At 72.3% G+C, this 24,702-nt stretch carries 24 protein-coding genes; 20 read left to right on the top strand and 4 right to left on the bottom strand.

Annotated elements, in window-relative coordinates; translation table 11 throughout:
- The first annotated feature begins 59 nt into the window (after positions 1-59).
- The 13 genes from ACH4EB_RS05795 (at position 60) to ACH4EB_RS05735 (ending at position 11,958) form a co-directional block, all read left to right on the top strand.
- Positions 60-1,304, top strand: a complete 1,245-nt coding sequence (locus ACH4EB_RS05795; protein WP_398346067.1) for an ATP-grasp domain-containing protein — start codon at positions 60-62, stop codon at positions 1,302-1,304.
- Entirely contained in the window at positions 1,304-1,708 is a 405-nt protein-coding gene (locus tag ACH4EB_RS05790; protein ID WP_398346066.1) for a hypothetical protein, read from the top strand. The genes ACH4EB_RS05795 and ACH4EB_RS05790 overlap by 1 nt, the downstream gene beginning before the upstream one ends.
- Positions 1,705-3,483 (top strand): ABC transporter substrate-binding protein, encoded by a 1,779-nt coding sequence (locus ACH4EB_RS05785; RefSeq protein WP_398346065.1) that lies wholly within the window; start codon positions 1,705-1,707, stop codon positions 3,481-3,483. Before ACH4EB_RS05790 ends, ACH4EB_RS05785 begins: the two co-directional genes overlap by 4 nt.
- Positions 3,473-4,810, top strand: a complete 1,338-nt coding sequence (locus ACH4EB_RS05780) for a cation:proton antiporter (protein WP_398346064.1) — start codon at positions 3,473-3,475, stop codon at positions 4,808-4,810. Before ACH4EB_RS05785 ends, ACH4EB_RS05780 begins: the two co-directional genes overlap by 11 nt.
- A gap of 51 nt (positions 4,811-4,861) precedes the next feature.
- The gene (locus ACH4EB_RS05775) at positions 4,862-5,893 is read left to right on the top strand and encodes a 3-oxoacyl-ACP synthase III family protein (RefSeq protein WP_398346063.1); all 1,032 of its coding nucleotides are present in this window, start codon (positions 4,862-4,864) and stop codon (positions 5,891-5,893) included.
- Positions 5,893-7,737 carry an HAD-IIIC family phosphatase gene (locus tag ACH4EB_RS05770; protein ID WP_398346062.1) on the top strand — a complete coding sequence of 615 codons (1,845 nt, stop codon included), beginning with the start codon at positions 5,893-5,895 and terminating at the stop codon, positions 7,735-7,737. The genes ACH4EB_RS05775 and ACH4EB_RS05770 overlap by 1 nt, the downstream gene beginning before the upstream one ends.
- Positions 7,734-7,985 carry an acyl carrier protein gene (locus ACH4EB_RS05765; RefSeq protein WP_398346061.1) on the top strand — a complete coding sequence of 84 codons (252 nt, stop codon included), beginning with the start codon at positions 7,734-7,736 and terminating at the stop codon, positions 7,983-7,985. Before ACH4EB_RS05770 ends, ACH4EB_RS05765 begins: the two co-directional genes overlap by 4 nt.
- Before the next feature lie 68 nt (positions 7,986-8,053).
- The gene (locus ACH4EB_RS05760; RefSeq protein WP_398346060.1) at positions 8,054-8,377 is read left to right on the top strand and encodes an NIPSNAP family protein; all 324 of its coding nucleotides are present in this window, start codon (positions 8,054-8,056) and stop codon (positions 8,375-8,377) included.
- Between the two features lie 61 nt (positions 8,378-8,438).
- Positions 8,439-9,293 (top strand): dimethylargininase, encoded by an 855-nt coding sequence (gene ddaH / locus ACH4EB_RS05755; protein WP_398346059.1) that lies wholly within the window; start codon positions 8,439-8,441, stop codon positions 9,291-9,293.
- A gap of 35 nt (positions 9,294-9,328) precedes the next feature.
- Positions 9,329-9,757, top strand: a complete 429-nt coding sequence (locus ACH4EB_RS05750; protein ID WP_398346058.1) for an MmcQ/YjbR family DNA-binding protein — start codon at positions 9,329-9,331, stop codon at positions 9,755-9,757.
- Positions 9,758-9,768: 11 nt separating this feature from the next.
- Positions 9,769-10,119 (top strand): cupin domain-containing protein, encoded by a 351-nt coding sequence (locus ACH4EB_RS05745; protein WP_398346433.1) that lies wholly within the window; start codon positions 9,769-9,771, stop codon positions 10,117-10,119.
- A gap of 347 nt (positions 10,120-10,466) precedes the next feature.
- Positions 10,467-10,700: a ferredoxin gene (locus ACH4EB_RS05740; RefSeq protein WP_398346057.1), complete on the top strand. Its 234-nt coding sequence runs from the start codon at positions 10,467-10,469 to the stop codon at positions 10,698-10,700.
- 31 nt (positions 10,701-10,731) lie between these two features.
- A complete protein-coding gene (locus ACH4EB_RS05735) occupies positions 10,732-11,958 on the top strand; it encodes a cytochrome P450 (protein WP_398346056.1) in 1,227 nt (408 codons plus the stop codon).
- 104 nt (positions 11,959-12,062) lie between these two features.
- On the opposite strand, the gene ACH4EB_RS05730 is transcribed toward ACH4EB_RS05735, so the two are convergent.
- Positions 12,063-12,551, bottom strand: a complete 489-nt coding sequence (locus tag ACH4EB_RS05730) for a hypothetical protein (RefSeq protein WP_398346055.1) — start codon at positions 12,549-12,551, stop codon at positions 12,063-12,065.
- Positions 12,548-13,147, bottom strand: coding sequence for an HD domain-containing protein (locus ACH4EB_RS05725; RefSeq protein WP_398346054.1), 600 nt, complete (start codon positions 13,145-13,147; stop codon positions 12,548-12,550). Before ACH4EB_RS05725 ends, ACH4EB_RS05730 begins: the two co-directional genes overlap by 4 nt.
- Positions 13,148-13,317: 170 nt before the next feature.
- On the opposite strand from ACH4EB_RS05725, the gene ACH4EB_RS05720 reads away from it, so the two are divergent.
- Positions 13,318-14,604 carry an MFS transporter gene (locus ACH4EB_RS05720; protein ID WP_398346053.1) on the top strand — a complete coding sequence of 429 codons (1,287 nt, stop codon included), beginning with the start codon at positions 13,318-13,320 and terminating at the stop codon, positions 14,602-14,604.
- 124 nt (positions 14,605-14,728) lie between these two features.
- Here ACH4EB_RS05720 and ACH4EB_RS05715 read toward each other — a convergent pair whose 3' ends face one another.
- Complete coding sequence (locus ACH4EB_RS05715) at positions 14,729-15,721, bottom strand: GlxA family transcriptional regulator (RefSeq protein ID WP_398346052.1); 993 nt, start codon at positions 15,719-15,721, stop codon at positions 14,729-14,731.
- Between the two features lie 70 nt (positions 15,722-15,791).
- Between ACH4EB_RS05715 and ACH4EB_RS05710 the strand changes: the two genes are divergently transcribed.
- The 5 genes from ACH4EB_RS05710 to ACH4EB_RS05690 all read left to right on the top strand — a co-directional run bounded on the left by ACH4EB_RS05710 (position 15,792) and on the right by ACH4EB_RS05690 (position 21,908).
- Positions 15,792-17,141, top strand: coding sequence for an APC family permease (locus ACH4EB_RS05710; protein WP_398346051.1), 1,350 nt, complete (start codon positions 15,792-15,794; stop codon positions 17,139-17,141).
- On the top strand, positions 17,141-17,836 hold the full coding sequence (locus ACH4EB_RS05705) for a hypothetical protein (protein ID WP_398346050.1): 696 nt from the start codon (positions 17,141-17,143) through the stop codon (positions 17,834-17,836). Before ACH4EB_RS05710 ends, ACH4EB_RS05705 begins: the two co-directional genes overlap by 1 nt.
- Positions 17,837-18,146: 310 nt before the next feature.
- Positions 18,147-19,118 (top strand): alpha/beta fold hydrolase, encoded by a 972-nt coding sequence (locus ACH4EB_RS05700; RefSeq protein ID WP_398346049.1) that lies wholly within the window; start codon positions 18,147-18,149, stop codon positions 19,116-19,118.
- 162 nt (positions 19,119-19,280) lie between these two features.
- A complete protein-coding gene (locus ACH4EB_RS05695; RefSeq protein WP_398346048.1) occupies positions 19,281-20,522 on the top strand; it encodes an MFS transporter in 1,242 nt (413 codons plus the stop codon).
- A gap of 18 nt (positions 20,523-20,540) precedes the next feature.
- Positions 20,541-21,908, top strand: a complete 1,368-nt coding sequence (locus tag ACH4EB_RS05690) for an aminotransferase class V-fold PLP-dependent enzyme (RefSeq protein WP_398346047.1) — start codon at positions 20,541-20,543, stop codon at positions 21,906-21,908.
- A gap of 165 nt (positions 21,909-22,073) precedes the next feature.
- Here the strand turns inward: ACH4EB_RS05690 and ACH4EB_RS05685 are convergent, their stop codons facing one another.
- The gene (locus ACH4EB_RS05685) at positions 22,074-23,528 is read right to left on the bottom strand and encodes an amidase (RefSeq protein ID WP_398346046.1); all 1,455 of its coding nucleotides are present in this window, start codon (positions 23,526-23,528) and stop codon (positions 22,074-22,076) included.
- Positions 23,529-23,694: 166 nt separating this feature from the next.
- Here ACH4EB_RS05685 and ACH4EB_RS05680 point away from each other — a divergent pair, with 166 nt between their 5' ends.
- The gene (locus ACH4EB_RS05680; protein WP_398346045.1) at positions 23,695-24,288 is read left to right on the top strand and encodes a TetR/AcrR family transcriptional regulator; all 594 of its coding nucleotides are present in this window, start codon (positions 23,695-23,697) and stop codon (positions 24,286-24,288) included.
- The last annotated feature ends 414 nt before the right edge of the window (positions 24,289-24,702 follow it).

The raw sequence follows: 24,702 nt of genomic DNA, 5'->3' as shown, positions 1-24,702 counted from the left end.
CGGCCGGGCACCGCCCGCGCGACATCCCCGAGTGCCCACACCGAGGCATGGAGTGCCACGTGAAGCTGCTCACCATCGAGACCACGCAGTATCTGGACTACTACATATCCCGCTACCGGCAGGTGCAGAGCCACGGGATCGACCTCCACGTCCTCAACGGCGAGGGCACGGAGGACTTCTGGCCGGCGGCGAAGTACCGGCTCGCCGGCACCCGCGACCTGGACACCATCGTCAAGACCGCCCGCGAGTGGCACCGCACCGAACGGTTCGACGGCGTCATCACCTTCTCGGAGTCCGCGGTCATCACGGCCGCGGCGGTGGCCGAGGCACTGGACCTGCCCGGCATCGGGCAGGAAGCCGCCATCGCGAGCCGTAACAAGTACCTCATGCGCCGGGCCCACGAGCGGGCCGGCGCACCGCACCCGCACTTCCGTCTGGTGGACTCCCTCGACGAGGCCCGGAAGGCGGCCGAGGACTTCGGCTACCCCCTCATCCTCAAACCGACCATGGGCGCCGGCTCGCACTTCGTCTTCAAGATCGACACACCGGAGGAGCTGGCAGACCGCTACGAGCGGGCCGCCAAGGGCATCCAGGACCTCTTCTGGGCCCGCTCCGAGGCGTCCGGCGTCGACCTGGGGCCCAACGGGCTGCTGATCGAGTCCTACCTGAGCGGCCGCGAGTACCTGATGGAGGTGCTGGCCTGGGACGACGAGGTCTACCTCGGCTCGGTGGTGGACCGTGTGACCGAGGAGAACGGCACCTACGACGACGACGTGCACCACGCGCCGACGTCCCTGTCGCCCGCCGACCTCCGGGCCGTCCACGAGGTGGTCGCGGCCGGGTGCCGGGCACAGGGCCTGCGGCGCAGCGTCGGCCACGCGGAGGTCCGCTTCCACGAGGGCAAGCCCTACCTGCTGGAGATCGCCGCCCGGGTCGGCGGCGGCGGGCTGGACGAGATCGCCCGGCTGACGGCCGGCTACGACCCGGTCAAGGCCGTCGTGGACGTCGGCCTGGGCGTCAAGCCCGAGGTGCGCCACTACCTGCCGACCGGGACCCACATCACCGCGATGTGCCTGATCTGCGACGCGGGGACGGTGCGCCACGTCGAGGTGCCGGCGGAGGTCGCCGAGTCGGCGCACACCTTCCTGCTCAAGATCACCGCTCGGCCCGGCGACGTCATCCTGCGGCCGCCGGACGGCAACACCATCTTCGGCTTCCTGGGGACGACGGGCACCTCGCTGGACGACGCCATGCGGCGCATGAACGACTACGCCGCCAAGATCACCGTCACCTTGGAGCCGTGATGATCAACTACGACGGCAGAAGGTTCCGGCCCGTCGGAGCGGACGCGGGCGAGTCCGGCCGGGTGGCGGTCTACCACCAGGAAGGCGACCTGCTCTGGGGCGAGTTCACCGGCGGCGACGCCCGCCGGGGCGTCCTCACCGGCGTCTGCGCCCCGGACGGAGCCCTGGAGTTCGCGTACTGCGTCGTCCTGGCCGACGGCGCCGTCGTCTCGGGCCGGTGCCGGTCGCGGCCCGAGACCCTCGCGGACGGCCGCGTCCGGCTGGCCGAACGCTGGGAGAGGTTCGGCGCGCACGCCGCCAGCGGCGTGTCGTGCATCGAGGAGATCCACGAGCCCGGCGGAACGCCGGCCGGCGCCGGCGCGCCGGGCCACCCCGAGACCACCGAGGACGGAAAGCGACGATGACTGCTGCCAACGGACGCAAGCCCAAGCGGGGCGGCACCGTCACCTGGGCCTGCGCGCCCGGGTTCCCGCCCGCGGTGATCTTCCCCTTCACCCCGGCCGAACGCATGGGCACCAGGAACATCCTGGAATTCCAGGCGCTCATGTACAGCACCCTCTACTACTTCGGCAGCAACGGCCTCCCCGAGCCGGACTGGGACCGCAGCATCGGCGAGCCGCCGCGCTGGAGCGAGGACGGGCTGACCGTCACCATCAAGGTCAAGCCCTGGAAGTGGAGCAACGGCGAGACGCTGTGCGCCGACAACGTGCTGTTCTGGGTCAACCTCATGAAGGTCAAGGGCGACCGCTACGGCGAGTACGTCCCCGGATACTTCCCCGACAACCTGACCGACTACGGCAAGGCGGGCGAGGACACCGTCTACTTCACCTTCGACCGCGTGTACTCCCAGCGGTGGGTGCTGATGAACCAGCTCAGCACCATCACCCCGCTGCCGAGGTCCTGGGACCGTACCGCGGCCGGGCCGGCCAACGCCTCCGGCGACCCGGCCGACGTGGAGGCGGTCTACGCCTACCTCATGGCCGAGCAGGGCGACATCGTCGACGAGAACAACGCGCACCGCACCCGGTGGGCCGACAGCCCCGTCTGGTCCACGGTCAGCGGGCCCTGGCGGCTCAAGAGCTACACGGCCGAGGGCGTGGTGACCTTCGTCCCCAACCCGTCCTACTCCGGGCCGAACAAGCCCTACCTCGACGAGTTCCGGCAGGTGCCGACGTTCTCCGACGAGGAGCAGTACAAGATGCTCCAGCGCGGCCCGCGCGGCAAGGACGCGATCCAGGTGGGCTACCTGCCGCTGAGCTTCGCCACCGAGCCGACCACCAGCCCCGACAAGGGCGGGCCGAACCCGCTCGACGACTACCACCTGATCCCGCAGACCGCCTACTGCATCCGCTACACCGCCCTGAACTACAACAACCCGACGGTCCGCGGAAAGCTCTTCCACCAGACGTACTTCCGGCAGGCCCTCCAGTCCTGCCTGGACCAGGACGCCGCGGTCCGCGACATCTACCAGGGCTACGCCTACCGGCAGGACGGCCCGGTCCCGATGTACCCCGCGACCGACTTCGTCTCGCCCCGGCAGCGCGAGGGCGGCTGGCCGCTGCCCTTCGACGTCGACCGCGCCAAGCGGTTGCTGGAAGACAACGGCTGGGACACCAGCGTCACCCCGGCCGTCTGCGTCCGGCCCGGCACCGGACCCGGAGAAGCCGGCGAGGGCATCCCGGAAGGCACCGAGCTGACGTTCCTGCTCCGCTACGCCGAGGGCCGCCCCGCCCTGACCCGGCTGATGCGGCAACTGCGCGCGGACGCGGCCAAGGCCGGCATCGACGTACGGCTCGAAGAGGTCTACGGCTCGGTGCTGGTCGCGGAGGACGCCCCCTGCGAGGCGGGCCCGGACTGCCTGTGGGAGGCGTGCTGCTGGAACGGCGGCTGGGTCTTCCACCACCCCACCGGCGAGATCCTCTTCAGCACCGGCGCGGGCGGCAACTTCGGCCACTACAGCGACGAGGAGGCCGACCGGCTGATCGACGCCTCGGTGACCACCGACGACCCGCAGGCCCTGTACGACTATCAGGACTACATCGCCGAGCAGGTGCCGGTGCTGTTCACGCCGAACTTCCCGATCCGGCTCTTCGAGGTCTCCAAGGACCTGCACGGCTTCGAGCCCGTCAACCCGTTCGGCATGATCAGCCCGGAGAACTGGTACTACCTTGAGGACTGATACGACGCCCCTCCAGGCGGCGCTGCCCGTACCGCCGCTGGGTACCCACTCCCTCCTCCTGCTACTGCTCCAGCTCGCCGCGCTGCTGGGCCTCGCCCTGCTCCTGGGGCGCCTCGCGGTCCGCCTCGGCTGGCCGGCGGTGGTCGGGGAGCTGTGCGCCGGAGTGCTCCTGGGGCCCTCGGTCCTGGCGCACCTCGTGCCGTCCCTCTCGCAGTGGCTGTTCCCGCGCGAGGTGGAACAGACCCATCTGCTGGACGCCGTGGGCCAGTTCGGGGTACTGCTGATGGTCGCGGTCAGCGGGCTCCACCTCGACCTCGGCCTGGTGCGGCGCCAGGGCGCGACGGCCGCCCGGGTCAGCTTCTTCGGGCTGGTCGTGCCGCTGGGCCTGGGCCTGGCACTGGGACTGGCGCTGCCGGCCGCGCTGCTCGGTCCGAACGGCGACCGCACCGTCTTCGCCCTCTTCCTCGGGGTGGCGATGTGCGTCAGCGCCATCCCGGTGATCGTCAAGACGCTGATGGACATGAATCTGCTGCACCGCGACATCGGGCAGCTCACCGTGACCGCCGGCATGATCGACGACGCGGTGGGCTGGATGCTGGTGTCGGTCGTGACCGCGCTGGTCACCTCCGGGTCGGCCGGCTCCACGGTGCTGGTGTCGCTGGCCGCGATCGCCCTGACGCTCGCCGCCGCCCTGCTCGTACGGGTGCCCCTGCGCAAGCTGTTCCTGGTCGCGCGGCGCGCGGACGGGGACGGGCCGGTGACCGCGCTGACCGTGGTGCTGGTGCTGGCCGCCGCCGCGGGTACCCACGCCCTCGGCCTGGAGCCGCTGTTCGGGGCGTTCGTGTGCGGGGTGGTGATCGCCGCGTCCGGCGGTGTGCGGATGGCGCAGCTCACCGCGCTGCGCACGGTGACGATGGGCGTGCTCGGACCGCTGTTCCTCGCCTCGGCGGGCCTGCGGATGGACCTGACCCAACTGGCCCGCCCCCAGGTGGCCCTGATGGGAGCCGCGACGCTGGCCCTCGCCGTCATCGGCAAGTTCGCCGGAGCCTACCTCGGTGCCCGCACCAGCCGGCTCGGCCGGTGGGAGGCGGTGGCGCTGGGCGGCGGCATGAACGCCCGCGGCGTCGTCGAAGTGGTCATCGCCCTGGTCGGACTGCGGCTCGGCGTCCTCAACACGGCGACGTACACGGTGATCGTGCTGGTCGCGGTGGTCACCTCGCTGATGGCCCCGCCCGTCATCCGGCTGGCGATGAACCGACTCGAACAGACCCCGCTCGAAGAGCAACGCCGGCTGGCCCACCTGGGCGCGACCGCCGGCCAGGCATGACCCATCCGCCTCGATGGCCCGTCGAGGCGGCAGAACCCGCAGGGAGACCACGTGATCACCACCGTCCCAGAGTTCGGCATGGCCGGGTACGGCTGCGCCTTCGGCGAAGACCAGGACGTCGCCTCGACCGCCGGGCAGTTCGTCGACGACCCCGAGCGGGTGTACCGCTGGGGCTACCACACCTTCCACCGCGCGGCCCCCGGCGTCACGGCCACCCACCTGGCCGCCGAGGCCGGCCGGGCCGCCATCGACGCGGCCGGGCTGAGCGCCGACGACATCGACTACGTCGTCCTCGCCCTCTCCGACGTGCCCGAGTACCTCAACTTCGACTCCAGCGCGGCCCTGGCCCGCGAACTCAAGATCCACCTCAAGCCGACCCTCCTGCTGGGTGAGGGCTGCGCCTCCGGTGTCACCGGGCTGGGCAACGTCGCCGGCCTCTTCGCCACGCAACCCGACCTCACCCACGTCCTCTTCGTCGCCGTCAACCGCGTCAGCGAGTACCACCGCAACCGGATGAAGGTGAACAACTCCATCCACAGCGACGGCGCCAGCGCCGTCGTGCTGCGCCGCGGGCACCCGGGCGGACAGTGGCTGGCCACCACCCAGTTCACCGACCCGGAGGTCGCCGACTGGTTCCGTACGGACCACGGCGGCGCGGTGTCCCCCGTCGCCCCCGACGGCTGGTCGGCGCGCAGCGACGTCAACGGCCTGGAGCGGGTGCAGGACCACTTCCGGGCGGACCCCAAGGGCCTGCGGGACTTCGTGCAGGCCCTCAACCGCAGGCTGGTGGAGGTGGTCGACCAGGCGTGCGCCCGCGCCGGCGTCGCCCGCGCCGACCTCGCCAAGGTCGTCCACCTCAACGACAACCAGGGCTCCTTCGAGGAGATATCCGAGGAGTTCGGCATTCCGATGAGCCGCACCAACGCGGCCCTCGCCGCGCGGCACGGCCACATGGGCGCGGCCGACCACCTGGCCACCCTGGCGATGATGACCGAGAGCGGCGAACTCACCACCGGCGACCTGGTCGCGCTGATCGGCATCTCGATCGGTATGCGCTGGTACTGCACCCTGGTCAGGATCTGATGTCCGACACGATCACCTCACTCAAGGACGCCGTGGCGTCCGGCACGGCCCCCGGACCCGCGCTCCGGCTGGCCCTGTCCCGTATCGACGACCCGGCCGCCCTGCGCCGGGCGGGTCGCGCCCTGGCGGGGCTCGCGGACCCGGCCGGCGAACTGCGCCCGGTCCGCGTGGCCGTGGTCGCGGACTGCACCGTCGGCGCCTTCGAACCGATGCTGCGGGCGGGCCTGGTGGGCGCCGGAGCCCTTCCGGAGATCGTCACCGCCCCCTACGGCGCCTTCGACCTGACGCTGGCCACCGGCGGTTTCGACCCCGACTGCGACGTGCTGAGCTGCCTGCTCGACGAGTCGTACTTCCTTCCCGGCGACCTGGACCACGCGGAGCCCGGCACGGCCGCCGGCCACCTGACGGAGCGGCTGGAGCACCTGCGCGGCCTCGTCACGGCGGCGCTGGCGACCACCCACGCGACGCTGGTGCTGCACACCGTCCCGCTGCCCGGCAACGTCCGCGACAGCGTGCTCAGCCGGCGCGCCCGCGGCGAGCTGACCCGGCTGTGGTACCGGCTCAACCTCGGGCTGCTGGAGCTGGCGGAGGCCTCCCCGCAGATCGAGGTGGTGGACCTCGCCGGCCTGCTGGGCGACGTCGCGGCACCGGCCCGCGACGACCGCCTGCACAGTTACGCCGACCTGCCGTACACCGACGCCGCGCTGCTGGTCCTGGCCCGCGAGGTCCGGCGGATCGCCCAGGCGCGGCTGGGGCTGTCCAAGAAGGTGCTCGCCCTCGACCTGGACAACACCCTGTGGGGCGGGGTCCTGGGCGAGGTGGGCGCGGAGGGCGTCGCCCTCGGCGGCCTCTATCCCGGCAAGGCGTACAAGGAGCTGCAGCGCGCCGCGCACCGACTGCGGGAACAGGGCGTGGTCCTCGTGCTCGCCAGCAAGAACGACGAGGAGCCGGTGCGCCGGGCCCTGCTGGAGCACCCGGAGGCGGTACTGCGCCCCGACGACTTCTCGGTCCTGGTGGTCAACTGGGAGTCCAAGGCCGCCAACCTGACGCAGGCGACCCGGGCGCTGGGCCTGGGGCTGTCCTCGGTGGTCTTCATGGACGACTCGCCGTTCGAGCGCGGGGCGGTCGAGGCCCAGTTGCCCGAGGTCACAGTCGTCGACGCGGGCGGTGACCCCGCCGGGCTGGTGACGTCCCTGGTACGGCACGGCTGGTTCGACGTACCGGAACTCACCGGCACGGACCGCAAACGGCCCGAGCTGTACCGGGCGCGGAGCCTGCGCAGCGACTTCTCCGGCGGTTTCTCCTCGGCCGAGGACTATCTCAAGGCGCTCGACCTGAAGGTCACCGTCGAGCCGGTCACCCGGTTCACCGCGCCCCGCGCCGCCCAACTGGCGGCCCGTACCAACCAGTTCAACCTCACCGGTGTGCGCTTCGACGAGGCCGCCACGGTGGCGATGCTCACCGACCCCGCGTGCCTGGTGGCGTCGGTCTCCGTACGCGACCGCTTCGGCGACGAGGGCATGGTCGGCGCGGCCTGGGTGGCGCGGGACGCGGACGCCTGGCACGTGCGGAACCTGGTGCTGAGCTGCCGGGTCCTGGGCCGGGGAGTGGAATTCGCCGTGGCGGGCTGGCTCGCCCGGCAGGCCCGGGAGGCCGCGGTGCCCCGGCTCACGGGGGCGTTCGTGCCGTCCGCGAAGAACGCGGTGGCGGCGGCCTTCTGGGAGAAGGCCGGCTTCGTGCCGGCCGGCGAGGGGCGCTTCGAGTTCGCCCCCGCGGACATGCCCGACCCGACCCCGTCGTGGGTGGACGTGACGAGCGGCAGCTCGCCTGAGGAGGACGCGTGAACGGCACCACTTCGGAAGACATCGGCGCGACCGTGCTGGATGTCGTCAGCGACGTCCTCGGCCGCTCCCCCGAAGACCTGCGGGACCAGCCGGTGCTGGCCGCGCACGACTGGGACAGCATCGCGTCGCTGGAGGCGCTGGCGCAGTTGGAGAGCGGCTTCGGCATCCGCCTGGAGCTGCGGGACTTCCACGCCGCCCGCACGGTCGGCGACATGACCGCCCTGGTCGCCGCGGCCCTGGGCCACTGAGACCACCGGCTGCCGGACGTACCGGCCCCACCGGCCCCACCGGCCCCACCGGCCAGGAAGGAACGAGCGTGAGCCTGCTCGAAATACGGCTGTTCACCCTGCACCCCGGAACGCGTGAGGAGTTCGACCGCCTCAGCCGCGAGGAGACCGTCCCCCTGATGCGCCGCTACGGCATCACGGTGCTCACCGGCGGCCCCACCCTCAACGACGAGGACGGTTACTGCCTGGTGCGGGCCTTCGCCTCCGAAGAGGAACGGATCGGCCTCCAGAAGCGCTTCTACGCTGGCCCGGAATGGGCCGCCTACGACAAGCCCGTGACGGAGATGATCGCCGACTACAAGACGGTGGTCCTCCCGCTGACCCCCGAACTGCGCCGCCGGTTCGGGGCCTGAGCCGACCACGCTCCCCGCACCACCGCCCGGGCCACCCGCCCCGCACCCGAAGGGAACCACCATGTCCCGTACCGCCGTGCCCGACCAGGAACCCCGCACCCGTGAGCCGCGCGAGGCGACCCCCCGCAGGCTGCTGATGTGCCGGCCGCAGCACTTCGACGTCACGTACTCGATCAACCCGTGGATGGATCCGAGGAAGCCGGCCGACGCCGGTCTCGCCCTGCTCCAGTGGGAGCGGCTGCGCGAGCTGTACCTCTCCCTCGGCCACACCGTCGAGGTCATCGAACCCGACCCCGCCTTCCCCGACATGGTGTTCGCCGCCAACGGCGCCACCGTCGTCGACGGCAAGGTCCTCGGCGCCCGCTTCCGCCACTTCGAGCGGACCGGCGAGGGGCCCGCCTACCTCCAGTGGTTCCTGCGCAACGGCTACGAGGACGTGCTGTGGCCGGAGCACATCAACGAGGGCGAGGGCGACTACCTCACCGTCGGACGGCGGCTGCTGGCCGGCACCGGATTCCGTACCGACCCGCGTTCGCACGCCGAGGCCCAGGAGTTCTTCGGCATACCTGTGACCGGGCTCACGTTGGTCAACCCGAACTTCTACCACCTCGACACCGCGCTGTCGGTACTGTCCGATGACGAGATCATGTACTACCCGGCAGCCTTCTCCCCCGGCAGCCTGGCGGTGCTGCGCGAACTCTTCCCGGACGCCGTCACCGCGTCCGACGAGGACGCCGCGGCGTTCGGCCTCAACGCCTTCTCCGACGGCCGCCACGTCGTCCTGCCGCAGGCGGCCACCGGACTCGCCGACCAGCTCAAGCGGCGCGGGTTCGAACCGATCGGCGTGGACATCGCCGAACTGCTCAAGGCCGGCGGCAGCGTCAAGTGCTGCACGCTGGAGCTGCGCGGCCGGTGAGGCATCCGCGGTGACACGAGGAAGGGAAGCGGTCGATGGCGACTGCGCAGGACGTCAGACGGGTGACGAGCGCGTTACCGCGCAGCTATGAGGCGCTCGTACGCGACCAGGTGAAGTTCCGGGTCGGGCGGTTGGTCTACCTCGCCCTGTCCCGGGACGAGGAGTCGATGGGCTTCGCGTATCCGCGCGAGGAGCGGGCCGCCCTGGTGGCCTCCGCCCCGGAGACCTTCTTCATGCCGGTCCGCTCGGACGAGCGGTACAACTGGGTACGGGCCCGGCTCGCTCCGCTGGAGCGGCGGGAGCTGCACGAGATCGTGGTGCACGCCTGGACCATGGTGGTGCCGAAGTTCCTCGCGGAGGAGCAGCTCACGCTGCTGCGCGCCACCGACGGCTCCCCTTCCGCACCCGGTGCGCCGGCCCCGGACGCGCCGGACCGTGACGAGGACGAGGGAGCAGCGCGTTGAGCGACGCCGAGATGTTCGACATCGGGGAACTGGCCGGCCGCCAGGACGGCAGCGGCCGCCGCTACCTGGAGTTCCTGCGCGTCCCGGCGATGAGCGCCGGGGTCTACGCCCTGGCGGCGGGGAGCGGGGACCCGCAGACCCCGCACGGTGAGGACGAGCTGTACCACGTGCTCAGCGGCCGTGCCGTCCTGTCGGCCGGTGAGCGGGAGTACGCCGTGGCGGCCGGCTCGGTCTGTTTCGTACCCGCCGGGATGCCGCACCGTTTCCACACCATCACCGAGGACCTGCGGGTGCTCGTCCTCTTCGCCCCGTGCGAGGAGGAACCCGCCGCTCCGGCGGGACCGGACACCGTACGGCCGTGAGGTGCCGCGGGCCCGCCCTCGCGGGCCCGCGGGGCCCCGGCGTTCGACTGCGTCGATTCCCCGGCTGAACGCCGGTCGCGCATTGCCCGGTTCGGGCCCGGCTCGTAGGGTCACAGAGCCGCGACCGGTTGCCCTTCGATCAGCGCCGCGCACGACCGCACCCGGTGATCACCCTCCACGCCATTCCCGCCATTCCCCCCTCCCGCGACTTCTCTTCCGCGAATCCTTCTGCCGCGAACGCACCCCGCCGCGAGCCCGCCCGTGGCGGTACCGGCTCGCGCCGGCGGCCTCCCTTCGCGGTTCCGTACTCCCCCGGCAAGCAAACGCACCAGGTGAGGAGCAACACGATGTCCACAGAACCCCGCTGGCGCATCACGGTCGACCGCGACGTGTGTATCGGCGCCGGAGTGTGTATGGGCGACCTGCCGCACCGGTTCCGGTTCGTGAACGGCCAGTCGCAGCCGGTCGACGCAGAGATCGACGCCGACGACGAGGTGCTGGCCGTCGCGGACTCCTGCCCGCGCGAGGCGATCCAGGTCGTGGAGGTCTCGACCGGCCGGGTCATCGCCCCCCTCGACTGACCGGCAAACAGACATAGAGAGAGGCCCCGCTGTGCAGACCCAAACCACCGGAGACCTGGAGAAGCTCTCCGCGGACTTCGTCCAGGACGTCTACGAGCTCTACGCCCGCCTGCGTGCGGAGGGCCCGCCCCGCAAGGTCCTGATGCCGCACGGCATCAAGGTGTGGATGGTCACCCGCTACGACGACGTACGCTCCCTGCTGGCCGACGGGCGGGTGAGCAAGGACGGCCGGCGGATCAACGAGCTGTTCGCGCGCCACTCCGAGACGCCCACCGAAGCGCCGGCCGCCGTCAACGACGACCTGGCCGCGCACATGCTCAACAGCGACCCGCCCCAGCACGCCCGGCTGCGCCGGCTGGTCGGCAAGGCGTTCACCGAGCGCCGCACCAAGGCGCTGCGCCCCCGGATCGAGGCGATCACCGACGAGCTGCTCGACCGGCTGGCCCAGCGGCCGGACGCCGACCTGATCGAGGACCTGGCCGCCCCGCTGACCATCACCGTCCTGGCCGAACTGCTCGGTGTGCCGCCGGAGAACCGCGCGGTGTTCCGGCAGTGGACCAACACCCTGGTCGGCGCCAACCACACCGAGGAGGAGGTCGCCGCCGCCTCCGCCGCGGTCACCGAGTTCACCGAGGACCTGATCGACGCCAAGACCGCCGAGCCCGGCGACGACATGTTCAGCGCCCTGGTACAGGCCACCGAGGAGGGCGACCGGCTCACCAAGACCGAACTGGTCGCCATGGTCTTCCTGCTGGTGGTCGCCGGTCACGACACGACCCTGAGCATGATCGGCAACGCCGTGCACGCCCTGCTCCGGCACCCCGAGCAGTTGGCCCTGCTCCAGGAGCGGCCCGACCTCCTGCCCAACGCGGTCGACGAACTGCTGCGCTACGAGGGCCCGGTGGGCATGGCGACCTTCCGCTTCACCACGGAGGACATCCCGGTGGGCGGTATCACCATCCCCGCCAAGGAGATCGTCATGGTCGCGCTGGGATCGGCCAACCGCGACGTCGCCAAGTTCGAGAACCCCGACGCGCTGGACATCACCCGGCGCATCGGCGGCCACCTCGCCTTCGGCCACGGCATCCACTACTGCGCCGGCGCGCCCCTCGGCCGCCTTCAGGTGGAGATCGGCGTCGGCCGGCTGCTCCAGCGCTTCCCGCGTCTGCAACTGGCCGTGAAGTCCGAGGAACTGCGCTGGAAGGCCAGCACGATCATGCACGGGCTGGTCGAGCTGCCGGTCACCCTCAACGCCTGACCGGCGTCCGTCGCGGCCGCGGCCGGCCCGGCCCGCGCCCCACCAGTCCGTTCCGGTGGGGCAGGGCCCGGCCGCGGGGCCGCGCCGGCCGGGGCCCGCCCGCCTCAGCCGGTGCGGGTCAGGCTCATCGTCCAGTTGGTCTCCCACGTACCGCCGCCGTCCGGCGAGAACGCCTGTTCCCAGTGGGCCGTCTCCCCGGTGATCTGCGACCAGACGAAGCGGCACGGCACCGCGGCGCCCTCATGGATCTCCTCGCCGTGGAACTCGCCGCGCCGGCCGGCGTCGAAGCGGCCGACGATCGGCGGGGACAGCCTGCCGGTGAGGCTGGTGGACCAATGCAGTGACCACTCGGCGCGCCGGGGGTCGTACAACCGCAGTGTCAGCCCGTTGAACCCCTTGGTGGTGAAGGTGATCTCGTCGAGGTTGGCGGCGCCCGCGAAGAGGGTGCCGTGGCACACGGCCGTCGCGGGGAACTCCTCCCACTCGCCGCTTCCGGAGAGCGGGGCGAGCAGCCGGCGGTTGTGCACGTCCCAGCGGCCGATGAGGAAGTCGAAGTCGCCCGGCCCGGCGCGGTATCCCGCGTCCGCGCTCACGCGCCCGCCTCCTGGGCGCCGAGGTGCGCGCGGAGCAGTCCGCCCGGCCAGGAGGACTCCGGGGCCTTGTCGTGGCGGCGCAGCGCCTGGGAGACCACCGCGCCGGCGAGTTCGGCCTCGATGTCCAGTCGCGGGTAGCGCTCTTCGAGGGCCGCCTTCACGGCTCTGCCGTCGGGTCCGGGGTCCTGGAAGTCGCTGAGCACGCCCAGCCGGGTCAGCATCGTGACGGGCCCGCGGCGTTCGGCGATGTGCGGGGAGGTGTGCAGCGCGATGGCCTCCCAGACGACGTCGATCTGCTCGGGGCTCAGGCCCCGCCCGGCGAGGAAGGCGCCGGCCGCGTCGGCGCCCTCCACCTCGAACCGCTGCGGCCCGTCGTAGGCGTCGGCCGTCCCGAGATCGTGCAGCAGGCAGGCGTAGTACAGCAGGTCGGCGTCGTAGTCCGTGGTCGGTTTCATCTCGCGCCGGGCCGCCTCGTGCAGGGCCCACAGATAGGTGCGGATGCTGTGGTTGGCGATCGAGGGGTGCTCCAGTCCGGTGACGATCTCAAGGGCCGCCAGCGCGCCCGGGTGCTGGGGGAGGGAATCAGTTTCGATCATCACTCCACCCTAGGGAGCGGGCGGCGGTACGCCAGGGGCGCGGACAGCGAATTACCGACAATCCGGCGACGAATTCCCGACCCGTTACCGCCCGTTGGGCTCTTGGCCGATTACGTACTCCGCGGTGGCCCGATCGCGACCACGCGGGCACGGGAAAGATGTGACGACGCATGGTGACCGATACAGAAACGACCCCGAGCACCGGTATATGGGCCACGTTCCGTGACTCACCACTCGCGGTGAAGACGATTCTCGCCGGAGTGCTCGCCAGCCGCCTCGGCGGATTCCTGAACATCTTCCTCGTCCTCTATCTGACGGACCGAGGATATTCCGCCGAACAGGCCGCGTTCGCCCTGGGTGTCTACGGAGCCGGTGGCGTGGCCGGCGTCTTCCTCGGCGGCACTCTCGCCGAACGGCTCGGCGCACGCAACGCGACGGCCCTCAGCATGGCCGTCACCGCCGTACTGACCGCCTCCCTGCTCTACCTGCCCGGCTACGGTCTCCTCCTGGGCGCGGTCGCCCTGGTCAGCATGGCGGCGCAGCTCTACCGCCCGGCGTCGGCGACCCTGCTGTCCGACCTGACCCCGCGCGACGGCCAGGTCATGGTCTTCGCGATGTACCGCTTCTGCCTGAACCTGGGCACCACGGTCGCTCCGCTCCTCGGCTTCGCCCTCTACCACCTCGACGACGGGAGCTACGCCCTGCTCTTCTGGGGCGAGGGCATCGTCGCGCTCGGCTACGCCCTGCTCGCCCGCGCCACCATCCCGGCCCGCCCGCGGCCCACGGCGGCGGAATCCGGGACGGCCGCCGGGAAGCCGTCCGCGGGCGGCTACCTGGCGATGCTCCGCGACCGGCGCTACCTGCTGTTCCTGCTGGCCGCGCTGCTCAACGCGATGGTCTACGTGCAGTACCTGTCCACCCTGCCGCTCGACGTGAGCGCCTCCGGGGTGCCCATCCTCTGGTACACCGTCGCGGTCTCCGTGAACGGGTTCATCGTGATCGCCTTCGAGCTGGGGGTGACCAAGCTCTCGCAGAAGTGGCCGATGAAGATCACGATCGCGCTGGCGTGGATCCTGATCGGTCTGGGCGTGGCCCTCTACAGTCTGCCGCTGGGCGCCGCGGTGATCATCGGTGCCACGCTGGTGTGGACCCTGGGGGAGATCGTCGGCGGCCCCTCGGTCTTCGCCTACCCCGCGCTCGCCGGCCCGGCCCGGCTGCGCGGCCGCTACATCTCCACGTTCCAGTTCGTCTACGCGCTGGGCATGGCCGTCGGCCCGGTCATCGGCGGGGTGCTCTTCGCCCGGCTCGGGCACGGCGTCTGGCTGGTGTTCGGCGCGCTCGGCCTCCTCGCGGCCGCCCTGGGCGTGGCGGCGGTCCGCACACCGGCCGAACCGGCGGCCGCGGGCCCGGACGCCGTCGAGCCGGAGGACACCGAGGTGAGCAGCCCCCGGGCCTGATCGCGTCCGACGGGACCGTGCGACCCCGCCGTACGCCCCCAGCGGGACCGGCCGTACGGCGAGGGCAGCGCGTGTCCGCGGGGCCCCGTGCCCCGGGCGGGCGGCGGAACGGCGCGGACACGCCTCAGGAAGCGGAGCTGCGGTCCCGGCGCTGGGCGGCGGCGCGGTGCCGGAAGACGTGCCGGTAGGTCTGCGGGGAGACACCGGTGACCCGGCCGAAGTGGTAGCGCAGGTTCGTCGCGGTGCCGAAGCCGCCGCGCCGGGCGACGCCGTCCACCGGCTCGTCCGTGGTCTCCAGCAGTTCCTGGGCCAGCCGCACCCGCTGCTGGAGCAGCCACTGGAGGGGAGTGGTGCCCACGGCCTCGCGGAAGCGCCGCGCGAAGGTCCGCTCCCCCAGGTTCGCCACCCGCGCCAACTGCGGCACGGTCAGCGGCTCGTGCAGGTGCTCGCGTGCCCACTGGAGCACGGGGTCCAGCTCGTCGCCCTCGCGCGGGCGCAGGGGCGGCTTGGTGTACTGCACCTGCACCCCCTCGCGGTGCGGCGGCACGACCATCCGCCGGGCGATCTCCGTGGCGACCGCCGAGCCGTGGTCCTGGCGCACGAGGTGCAGGCACAGGTCGATGGCGGCGCCGCTGCCGGCCGAGGTGAAGACGTTGCCGTCCTCGGTGTAGAGCATGGACGGCGCGAAGTCGACCTCCGGGAAATGGTGGCCGAAATCCGCCGCGTTCATCCAGTGGGTGGTCGCCGGACGGCCCGTCAGCAGACCGGCGTGCGCGAGCACGTACGCGCCGGTGCACAGGGAGACGATCCGGCGCCCCAGCTCGTGGGCCTTGCGCACGGCGGCGATCAGGGACGCGGGTGGATCGAGCTGGACGGCCCGGGCACAGGCCGCCACGATGACGGTGTCCGCCTCCAGCAGGTCGTCCATGTCGTAGGGCGCGTCGACGTGCAGGCCGGACGGGGTCCGCAGCGGCGTCGGCTCCGCCGCGCACAGCCGCAGTTCGTACCAGGGGTCGGCGATGTCACTGCGGTCGATGCCGAAGACCTCGCAGGGTACGGCCAATTCGAAGGTGGGCGTCGCGTCGGTGACCGCGAGCGCCACGACATGACGGGGCATGGCAGGAACTTAGCGCACGCTGGCAATTCTGCAGGTGTTCGAGAGGTCTTGTTCACGACAAGCTGCTCAGGTGACCGAGACCTTGATCAAGGGCGCCGCTCCGGAGGGCCGGCTCACGGCCGGACAGGGCACCGCTCTGTACGTCGGTGCCGTGCTGGGCACCGGAGTGATCGCCCTGCCCGCGCTCGCCGCCGAGGTCGCGGGCCCCGCGTCACTGCTGGCCTGGATCGCCATGGTGGTCATCTCCGCGCCGCTGGCCGCCTCCTTCGCGGCGCTCGGCGCCCGGTTCCCCGACTCCGGCGGCGTATCGACGTACGCGCGGCTGGCGTTCGGCGACCGGACGGCGGCCGTGGTGGGCTGGTGCTTCTACCTGGCGGTCCCCACCGGTTCGAGCGCGGCGGCCCTCTTCGGGGGTGCGTACGTCTCCTCCGCCCTGGGCGGCTCCACGCTGACCACCACCGTGACGGCCGCCGGCCTCATGGTGGCGGTCACCGCGTCCAACGCCGCCGGCGTGAAGATGGCCGGGCTCTTCCAACTGGCCCTCGTGGGCCTGCTGGTCGTGCTGTTGCTGCTCGCGGTGGGGCTCTCCCTGCCGCACGCGCGGGCGGCGAATCTCCAGCCGTTCGCCCCGCACGGCTGGTCGGCGATCGGCCCGGCGGCGGCCCTGCTGGTGTGGAGCTTCGCGGGGTGGGAGGCGATCACGCACCTGGCGGCGGAGTTCCGCAGGCCGGCCCGCACCGTGCCGCTCGCTGCCGGCTCGGCCGTCGTGATCGTCGGCGCGCTGTACGTATCGGTCGCCTTCGCCGTCATCGCCGTGCTGGGCCGGGGCGCGGCGGACACCGAGGCGCCTTTGGGCGAACTGATGGCGCGCGGCATGGGAGGGCACGCCCGCCTGCTCGCCGCCGGGGCCGCCCTGCTGCTCACCCTCGGGGCGATGAACGCCTACTACGCGGGGGCGGCCAAGCTCGGCGCCGCCCTGGGCCGGGACGGTGCGCTGCCGACCTGGCTGGCCCGCGGCAGCGTGGTCGGCGAAGTGCCGCGCCGGAGCCTGGGCGTGATCTCCGTACTGGGCTTCGCGGCCCTGCTCGCGACGGTCCTCACGCACACGGGCGCCCGCCCGCTGGTGCTGCTGACCACCGGCTCCTTCGTGGCGGTGTACGCCATCGGGGTCGCCGCGGCGATCCGGTTGCTGCCGCGCCGCAGCAAGGGGCGGGCCGCGTCCTTCGTGGCGCTGGCCGCCGTCCTGATCCTGCTGGTGATGTCGGGCGGGTACCTGCTCTGGCCGCTGGCCGTGGCCGGGGCGGCCCTGCTGTACGTGGGGTGGCGCCGGCGGCGGGCGCTCCGGGGCACTCCCCCGGCCGGCCCGCCGGCGGCCCGGCTCGTCCCACCGGAAGTCGTCGAGGCCACGGAGGTCACCTGATGGGAAACAAGCTGCTGTCCGGCGCCGGAGTGCGCGAGCCCGGCACCGAGGACATCGCGGCGCCGGCTCCGGAAGCCCTGCGCGCCGCCGTGGCCGCGTTCACCGGGGCGACGGCGGCGTCCGCCACGTCCCTGGCCGAGGACGCCCGGACGGACCTCGACCCGGCGTTGCGCGACCACCGCCGGGAGCTGCTGCGCTGGCTGAACTCCTGGGGCTGCCGACTGAGGTACCCCCGGCCGGGCGAGACCGATCTGTTCGAGGCCGGTGTCCGGGACTGGTGGGCGCTGTGGGCCGCCTCCCTGCCCGCCGCGGCCGGTTCCCTGGCGGAGCTGACCGACCCGCAGATCGACGCGGTGGCCGGATGCTTCGGCGCCCTGGCCGCGGTGCCGGTGGGAGCTCCGGAACGCCCGCGGCCGCTGGGCCCGACGGCCGCCTCGAAACTGCTGTACCGGCTGCGCCCGCAGGCCGTGATGCCGTGGGACGAGGCCATCGCCCGCCGTCTGCACGGCGCCCGGGACGCCGTGGCCTTCGCGGCCCACCAGCGTCTGGGGCGGTCCTGGGCGCGGCATCTGCTCGCCACGACGGGGCTGGACGAGCGGGCGGTGGCGAGCGAACTGGGCGGCGCCGGCCGCTCGCTGGCGAAGATCCTGGACGACTACTGCTACGTCCGCTTCACCCGGGCCGCGGAAGGGTGACACGTGCCGCGCGGGGGCCCGGCCGCGCAGACGCCCGGACCCTCGCATTCCGGCCGACGGCGAAAAGAGAACTCCAGGACTTTCCGCGCGGATCGCCTCGGGGATCCGGCCGGTATACGCGGCGGGCACTGGCTGTACATGGCAGGAATTCAGCGTTCACTGACGCTTCTGGTGATTGCCGGTCGGCGGGAGCCTCCGAAATCCTTGGGCGGCGGTGCGTCGCGGTGTACGGCATCGCGGCCGCCGGGCCGGTCGCGAAGGCGGGATCCGGTCACGGCCTCGTGAGCACGTGAGTGAGGAAAGACCAACGATGATCCCAGCGGAAGAGACCTTCGACGGCACGTGGCCCTACCGGCCGCGTTTCACCGACGCACCGGGATTTCGGCAGCATTACGTGGACGAAGGCCCCGAGGGCCCCGAAGGCCCCGAGGGCGGCCGGGGCCCGCGCGGCGGCGGCCCCGTCGTCCTCCTGCACGGCGAGCCGACCTGGGGGTACCTCTGGCGCCACCTGATCGGCCCGCTCGCCCGTGACCGGCGGGTCGTCGTTCCCGACCACATGGGGTTCGGCAAGAGCGCCACCCCCGCGGACCGTACGTATCTCGCCTCCGAGCACGTGGACAACCTCGAAACGCTGCTCGTCGACGTCCTCGACCTGCACGACATCACCCTGGTCCTGCACGACTGGGGCGGCCCCATCGGCACCGGGTTCCTGCTGCGGCACCCCGAACGCGTCGCGCGGATCTTCGCCACCAACACCGTGCTCCCGCTCGGCCTGCCCGGCTACGACAAGCTGATGGCCGAGAACATGGCCGACAGCCACTGGTTCCGCTGGGCGGCCGCCGCCCACGCCAACGGCACGCTGGAGCGGGCCCTGGGCGGCGCGGGTGACAGCGTCACGCACCTGATGCTCTCGTTGCAGACCATCGCCCGGCCGCAGATCGTCACCCCCACCTGGGTCCGGGCCTACGCCGCGCACTTCACCGACCGGGCCGCCTGCCAGGGCGTGCTGCGCTTCCCGCAGCAACTGGTGGCCCCCGACCCCGGCGCGGCCCCCGCCCCGGAACCGGACCCGGCCGCCGTCGCCGCCGTGCGCGCCAAGCCCGCCGTACTCGTGGAGGGCATGCGCGACACCGCCCTCCTGCCGCGCCACATCGTGCCCGCGTTCCGCCTGGCCTTCCCCGACGCCCCGGTGATCGAACTGCCGGACGCCGGGCACTTCCCCTCCGAGGACGCACCCGAGACGCTGCTGGCTCTTCTCCAGCTCTTCCTCCAGACCACCTGACCGCACCGGCAACGTCCCCCCTCGACCGGGTCACCGACACCCGCCGCGCGCCTGTGGCCCCTCGGTTCCCGGCGGCTCCTCCCCAGGGCCGCCGGCTCACCGTGCGCACCGGGCTCCGCGCGTCACCTCGGTACCCGGTCAGCTCCTTGGAGGTGCTCTCCCATGTTCCACCGTGTATGGCTGCTGATGCTCGCGGTCGGCACGTTCGCCATCGGCACCGACGGTTACGTCATCGCCGGCCTGCTGCCCGAGATGGGCCGCGACCTCGGCGTCTCGGACAGCCAGGCCGGCCAGTTCGTGACCGTGTTCGCCCTGGCGTACGCGATCGGCGCCCCGCTGCTCGGCGTCGCGATCGGCAGCCTGCCGCGCCGCCCGCTCCTCATCGGCAGCCTCGCCCTGTTCGCCGTCTCCAACGTCGCCGCCGCGCTCGTCGACTCGTACGAGATGATGCTCGCCGTACGCGTCCTCGCGGCGCTCACCGCCGCGGTGTTCACCCCGGCGGCGGCCGCCGCCGTGCCGCCGCTGGTCCCCGTCGAGGAGCGCGGCCGGGCACTGGGGACCGTGGGGGCCGGCATCGCGGTGGCCACCGCCGTCGGCGTGCCACTGGGCACCCTCATCGGCGGGGCGTTCGGCTGGCGCACCACGTTCCTGGTGGTGGCCGGCCTGAGCGTGCTGGCCACCGCCGGCCTGCTGTGGAAGCTCCCGCCGATGCCGCCGGAGCCCGCGGCCGGCATCAAGACCCGGCTGTCCGTGGCCCGCGCCCGCGGCATCCCGACCGCGCTCGGCCTCACCGTGCTGTGGATCGCCGGGGCGTTCACCGTCCTGACCTTCATGAGCCCGGTCCTGGAGGCGGTGGGCGGTATCCACGGCAGCGTGCTCAGCATCTGGCTGATGATCTTCGGTGTCGCGGCGGTGGCGGGCAACGCGCTGGGCGGCCGGGCCGCCGACCGCCTGCCCACCACCCGGCTCATGGTGATCAGCACCGGCGGCCTGACCATCGCCCTGGCCTCGTTCGGCGCGCTCGGCTCGCTGGGCGTCCACGGCTCGCTGGGCGCGGCCCTGGCCGCCGTGGCCCTGGTGGTCTGGGGCATCTTCGGCTGGTCGTTCGCCCCGCTGCAACAGCACCGGCTCGTGGAACTGGCCCCGCAGTCGGCGGGCATCGTCCTGTCGCTGAACGCCAGCGCCATCTACGCCGGGATCTCCCTCGGCGGGTTCCTGGGCTCCCTGGCCCTCGACCACGTCGGAACCACCGCCGTCGGCTGGACCGCCGCCGGCCTGGAAATCCTCGCCGTCGCCGCGGCGGCCGCCATCGCGGTCCGTGCCGGACGGCACCAGCGACAGGGCACTCCCACACCCTCCGCGGACTCCCCCACGAACGCGGACAGCACCTCACTGCCTCTTTGACGACAGACGGTGATCACCTTGGACACCTCCCGAAGACTTCCCCTCCCCTCGTCCGGCCCGCTCCGGGCCGGTCTGAGCCGTCGCGGCTTCGCCACCGCCGTTCTCGGCGCCACCGCGGTCACCGGGTTACCGGCGGCCGCGGCCCAGGCCGCCCCTGCCGTCCCCGCCCCCCGGGGCACCTTCGACCCGCACGACTGGGCCTCCGTACGCGACCAGTTCGCCCTGTCGCGTGACCATCTCCAGTTCTCGGCGTACGTCCTCGCCTCACACCCCCGGCCGGTACGCGACGCCATCAACCGCGTCCGCGACGAGCTGGACGCGGACCCGATAGCCGCCGGCGCCGGCTTCATCGACGAGGACCGCAGCCTGGTGGTGCGCACCAGCCTCGCCCGCTACCTCGGCGCCGACGCGGACCATGTCGCGCTGACCGACAGCACCACCATGGGACTCGCCCTCCTCTACGGCGGCCTGCGGCTACGCGCCGGCCAGGAGATCCTCACCAGCGAACACGACTTCTACGCCACGCACCAGGCACTCCGCCTGCGCCACCAGCGGGACGGCACCCCCGTCCGCAAGATCCGGCTGTACGACGACCCGGCGCGCGCCACCACCGACGAGATCGTCTCCCGCATCGTCCGCGCCCTCACCCCGCGCACCCGCGTGCTGGCCCTGACCTGGGTCAACTCCGACAACGGCGTCAAGCTGCCGTCGCGGGCGGTGGCCGACGCACTGCGGGACGTCAACGCGCGGCGCGCCCGCGCCGACCACGTCCTGCTCTGCCTGGACGGGGTCCACGGCTTCGCCGCCGAGAACGCCACCATGGCGGACCTGGGGTGCGACTTCTTCGCCACCAGCACCCACAAGTGGCTGCACGGGCCCCGTGGCACGGGCCTGCTGTGGGCCAAGCCCGAGCACTGGGCCCTCGTACGCCCCGTCATCCCCAACTTCAGCCGCGAGGGCTACGAGGGCTGGGTCGGCGACCGCGACCCGGTGGCGGCCCCCGCGATCCTCGGTACACCCGGCGGCTACCACTCCTTCGAACACCGCTGGGCCGTCCCCGAGGCCGTCCGCTTCCACGAGACGATCGGCCGGGCCCGGATCACCGAACGCATCAAGTCCCAGGCGGCCACGCTCAAGGACGGCCTGCGCCGGCTCCCCGGCGTACGCGTCCTGACCCCCGACAGCCCGTCGATGTCGGCCGGCATCGTCTGCTGCACGGTCGAGGGCTGGCCCGCCGCCCGCGCGGAACACGAACTGCGCGCCAGCCACCAGGTCATCGCCACCGAAACCCCCTACGCCGAACCCCACCTGCGCTTCGGCCCCACCATCGTCACCGCCCCCGAACAGGTGGAAAAGGTCGTCACAGCCGTCGCCGCTCTCCGCTGACCCTCCCCTTTCACACTCCCGTGGGGCCCTGGCCACTCCGTTGCCGGCCGGGGCCCCGCGGTTCCCGTCGGTGACCCTGACCGCGGCCTCGTCGTCGTTCTCGCCCTTGCACTTGAATGTCGCGGGGGTGGCGGGGCGTGGCTGGTGGCCAGGGAGCCGGACCGTTCAGTGGCCCGGGTCGCGGTTCCCTGCCCACACCGTGGGGGTTCGGCCCGACCACGGGCTTGCCTGTTCGAGTTGTCCGGCGAGGCGGAAGAGGCGGCCCTCCAGCCCATAGCCGGCGGCGAACTGCATGCCGATCGGAAGCCCTGTGACGGTATCGGCCGTCACGGGCACGGACATGGCGGGCGTGCCTGCCACGTTGAACGGCATGGTGAAGGGTGAGCGGTCGAGGATACGGGCGATCCAGCCGAGGCCGTCCAGCGCCGCCGCGCCTTCCGCGTGGGCGCCCAAGGGGACCTGCAGCTCCGGCACGGTCGGGGTGAGCAGCACGTCGTAAGCGTCGAAGGCGCGTGCCAGGCTTCGAGCGACCCGGTTCCGGACCGCGAGAGCGGTGACGAACTCGGCGCCGCCGACCCGCTGTCCGTAGTGGTATCCGGCAAGGGTGACCGGTTCCAGGGTCGAGGGGCCGAGGGGCCGGCCGGTGGCGGCGGCCAGTCCGTCGACCATGGCTGTGAGGTTCACCGTCATCAGACGGGCGTTGGCCAGGACGAACTCCTCCCACCCCACCCCGAGTTCGCATTCGGCCTCCACCACGCGGTGGCCGAGGGATTCGAGCAGCCGCACGGTGCGGGCGAGCGCGTCGGCCACGGGTGCGGTGGTACGGCGTCCGCCCCATGCCTGGGCGAGGACGCCGATCCGCAGCGAGCCCGGGTGGCGGGTGACTTCCTCCGCGTACGGCCGGGACGGCTGCGGGGCGAAATAGGGGTCCCCCGGTTCCGGGCCGCGGATCTGGTCGAGCAGCGCCGCACTGTCGCGCACCGTGCGGCTGACGCCGCCCTGCACGCCCAGGCCGCTGAAGACCTCGTCCGCGTCGGGACCCATGGAGACCCGGCCACGGGTGGGCTTCAGCCCGAAGAGGCCGTTGTAGGCGGCGGGGATGCGCAACGAGCCCGCGGCGTCCGTGGCGTGGGCGATCGGGACCACCCCGGCAGCGACGGCCGCGGACGCGCCCCCGCTGGATCCGCCCGCGCTCCGCTCCGGGTCCCATGGGTTGCGGGTCGCGCCGTACAGCACCGGTTCGGTGGTGATGCCGTAGGCCATCTCCGGTGTCGCGGTACGCCCGAACGTCACGAGACCGGCGCGGCGGAAGCGCCGCATCAGGGAGGAGTCGGCACCGGCGACGTGACCGGCCGCGAGACGGCTGCCCAGCTCCGTCCGCCTTCCGGCCATGGCGACGCCGATGTCCTTGATCAGGAAAGGGACCCCGGCCAGTGGTGCGCTGCCGGGGGTGACGCCGTCGTCGGCCGGCCATGTCTCCACGATGGCGTTGATCTGCGGATCGACCGCCTGCGCGGCCTCGCGTGCGGCTGTCTCCAGGTCGGCGGGGGTCACTTCACCCGCGGCCACCAGCTTCGCGAGCCCGACCGCGTCGAAGCTCACGTACTCGGACATTCTCACGGCTGCTCCCAGGGGGAAGAACGATATCGCCGAGGGCGATACCGATGAGTTCCTAGTGATACCGAGCGGTATCGTACGGGACGGGCTGGTACCGTAACAGGCACTGGGAGCGAGGGGTCCAGCGGACCGGATGTCACGGAGCAGTACGGAGCAGTACGGAGCAGTCATGGAATCGACCGCCAGAAGGCCGAGCAGAGTGGCGAAACTGCCGCCTCGTGAGCGCATCCTCGATGCCGCGGAGGAGCTGTTCCAGAGCGAGGGGATCCGGCGGGTGGGCGTCCAGGCGATCGCCGAGCGGGCCGAGACCACCAAGATGGCGATCTACCGGCACTTCGACACCAAGGACGCGCTGGTCGCGGAATGGCTGCGGATCGTCGCCGCCGACTATCAGGCGGCCTTCGACCGGGCCGAGGCGGAGCATCCCGGCCGGCCCGGGGAGCAGATCCTGAGCCTGGCCCGTTTCATCGCCGAGGGGTTGCCCGCGATCTCGCACCGGGGTTGCCCGTTCATCAACTCCATCGCCGAGTTGCCCGACCGTTCCCACCCCGCACGGCAAGTGATCGAGAAGCACAAGGCCCGCCAGACCCGCAGGCTGGTCGCCATGTGCGCCGAGGCCGGGCTGCCCGACCCCGATCAGGCCGCGGCCGAGATCACTTTCGTACTCGAAGGCGCACAGGTATGTGCGCAGAACGGCAGCGTCGACCAGGCGGGGGACCGACTGATGAGAATCATCGAGAGGATCGTGGAGCGGCAGCGCTAGTCTCCCGGCGCGTCCCCGGTGACCACCGACCGACCGCCCCGCATCCGCGTCCCCCTATCGAGAGCCAAGTACGCCCCGCGCGCCGCTCGGTGAAGCGCCACGCCGTACAGCCGGTACGACGCGGATCGCGTCGGACGGGACCACTTCCCAGCCCTCCTCCCCCATGAGCCCCGGCCGGTTCCCGGCCGGTTCCCGCCCGGTGTCCGGCGCCTGTCAGACTGGCAGCGTCCCGGGAAACGAGACGCCGAGTGACCTTCGGTGGAGATAGGTGGTGAAGGCGGTTGCCATGCCCCCAGGATTGCGCTACCGAGACTGACCGGGAGCCGGGAGCCGGGAGCCGGGAGCCGGGAGCCGGGAGCCGGGAGCCGGGAGCCGGGAGCCGGGAGCCGGGAGCCGGGAGCCGGGAGCCGGACG

This window comes from Streptomyces sp. NPDC018045, from assembly GCF_044327445.1.
In the GTDB taxonomy this organism is placed as follows: domain Bacteria; phylum Actinomycetota; class Actinomycetes; order Streptomycetales; family Streptomycetaceae; genus Streptomyces.
This window is presented reverse-complemented; position numbering and strand designations above follow the sequence as displayed.